At 45.7% G+C, this 2,451-nt stretch carries 1 protein-coding gene and 1 pseudogene; both read left to right on the top strand.

Features of this window, described 5'->3' with window-relative positions; all coding sequences use genetic code 11:
* Positions 1 to 1,442 (top strand): annotated as a pseudogene (locus MKI83_RS16860) (hypothetical protein); the annotation flags it as partial.
* On the top strand, positions 1,439 to 2,353 hold the full coding sequence (locus MKI83_RS16855; protein ID WP_241588479.1) for an XAC2610-related protein: 915 nt from the start codon (positions 1,439 to 1,441) through the stop codon (positions 2,351 to 2,353). The pseudogene MKI83_RS16860 and the gene MKI83_RS16855, both read left to right, overlap by 4 nt.
* Positions 2,354 to 2,451: the final 98 nt, after the last annotated feature.

Genomic DNA, 2,451 nt, shown 5'->3' with positions numbered 1-2,451 from the left:
GGGCGTGGGCAAGTCAGCTACCCGCCAGCGAGCAAACGCTGCTCAAAGTGCATAAGGGCAGCCGTTTGATTGGTCATAAGGCCGCGTTTAGTGCCGAAAACCCACCCAAGCACAGCGATAGCGGAGCTGAAATTGGCTGTGATCTGCTCATCCCGCAGAGTTACCTCGACGGCCTGCCGGCCAGCCACAAGATCACCAGCAAACCAGCGGATACAGACAGTCAGCCACAGCGCTACTGGCGCATCGACAACTTGCTCTGCGACAAAGAGCAGCAGTCGATCAGTGGCTGGGTGATCGAGCAAGACCCGCTCACCACCCGCCACAGCCCTTGGGAATGGCAAGGCTACGACTTCATCGAAAACAGCGAACCGCCCAAAGGGGCTTTGGCCTACTACCTTAACGCCTTGCGCCGTTTAACCGACGACGAAAAAGCCCAATACCAAGCCCTGATCGACCAAAGCGACAAAGGCCCAATCAAACAGCGCCTCTACGACGTGATCGACACCAACCAAGACGGCCACCTCACCAGCGAAGAATTCCGCGCCGCACTCAGCAAACCTTGGCAAGCCCAAGCCCAAGCCCTCGGCCAACTGATCACCCGGCACGAAAGCGAGTGGTTCTGGAACCAAACCAAATGGGACGAGCTTGACGTCTTAATGGAGCACACCCCAGTAGACCCGAATGCTGTGTGGGTGGAAGAGAAGAAGCGAATTAAGAGGCTGTGTTGGTGGGAGGGTGTGGCTGAAAAGATGGGGCTTAATGGGAGTGGAAGGGCGTGGCATTTGCAGCCGACTGGACTAATTTCAACTCTATATACGCACGCAAAAATACTTGTGACAAAAGATCAGCTTGCAGCAATAATGCTATCCGCTCCAGAAGAAACAATAGAAAAATATTTGCTACCAATTAATCGCGCATTAAGTGCATTTGAAATAAATACCCCGCTCAGAATTGCTCATTTTTTATCTCAGGTAGGGCATGAGACAGGAGAATTAAAATTCTCGGAAGAGCGGAGTTCTGGAGCGCAGTATGAAGGCAGAGCAGACTTAGGGAATAATCAACCCGGCGACGGCGAACGGTTTAAAGGACGGGGCCTTCTCCAAGTCACGGGCCGCGCCAACTATTCTGCATGTGAAGCTTATCTTAAAACCCTACCAGAATACGCGGAACTAGATATAACGTCTTCAACAGAAAAAGCTGAGCAGCTTTCTGCGAACCCTGATTTAGCTGCACTCGCTTCAGGTTACTACTGGGCTAAACTAAAGCCGAAACTGAATACTGTATCTGACGCAGATGATTTATTTTGGGTCTCAGTTTATGTTAACGGATGGGCAGTCCAAGCAAATCCATTTTATCCAAGCCGGCCAAAGGAACCAAATAATATGCACCACCGGTCGACAATGCTAGCTCGAGCTAAAAATGTCCTCGGAGTGACGCCATGAAAATTAATATTTTTCTTCTGGCGCTTTTTTTTCCGCTCAGCGGCTTAGCAGTGACCCCAGAAATAAATGAAACAATTGCCTATAGCGGAAAAATTGGAAAGCAAAACATATTCATGACCTTAAGCGCCACAAGTGGCAAAGTGTTTGGAAGTTATTTCTACACTAAATACAACTCGCCGATCACCCTGAGAGGAAGTCTTTCTGATTCAAAACTGCTATTGACAGAAGAAACCATTAATGGTGATGCGCATGTAAGTGCGCAGATAAAAGAAGGATCAATTGATGGGATCTGGGAGCTCAATGGTAAGAGCTATAAGATTTACTCCAAGGCTTTAAGTAGGTCATATAAGGATATAATTAAAAAAATCGATGTATCGGACGAAGGCAATGGAAATAAAATTCTATCTATCACCTTCATAGATGATGCTCGCCAAGACATAGAAATCTCAATATTAGAGAAGTCAATGTCAATAATCTTTGAGGATTTTACTTTTGACGGCTATCCTGATATGCGAATCCTTGAAATCGAAGCAGGAGGAAATAGCTCGTTTATTTATTTTGACTACGACGCTCAAAACAGAAAATTCAAAGCATCATCAAACGAGATAAGTCGCTTAGTAAGTCCAAGAATATTTCATAGCGAAAAGATTATAATATCAGTATCAAGAGATGGCTGCTGTATTTATCGTGTGATAAAAATATCACCAACAAAAATTATCTCGGCTAGTTATGATTTTGAGTCAGAAACAGGAAGTGAGGTTATAAAAAACAAAGGCGCAGGTAGTGACTTAGAGCGACCGATAAGCGAAAAATACTTTGAAGATAATTATATGAATTTTAAGGGCGCCACCGGAGAAATTGAGAGAGCATCTGGCTATTTGGGCATCCACGGCCAATCCCGCAAAAAATGAAAAGACCAAATTGATAGGTCTCGAAAAGGTGACAGATTTATTTTTACAGGGCTGTATAAGGTCAACTGCCAAACGGATGTTGTACAAGGTTTACGTGC

This window comes from Atopomonas sediminilitoris (genome assembly GCF_022601735.1).
GTDB classification, from domain to species: Bacteria; Pseudomonadota; Gammaproteobacteria; order Pseudomonadales; family Pseudomonadaceae; genus Atopomonas; species Atopomonas sediminilitoris.
The sequence above is the reverse complement of the archived record's forward strand: the minus strand, read 5'-3'. Positions and strand labels throughout refer to the sequence as shown.

What these genes read in the sequence shown, in the direction of transcription:
- MKI83_RS16855 (WP_241588479.1), top strand. Translation starts at nt 1,439, where the DNA reads ATGAAAATTAATATTTTTCTTCTGGCGCTTTTTTTTCCGCTCAGCGGC.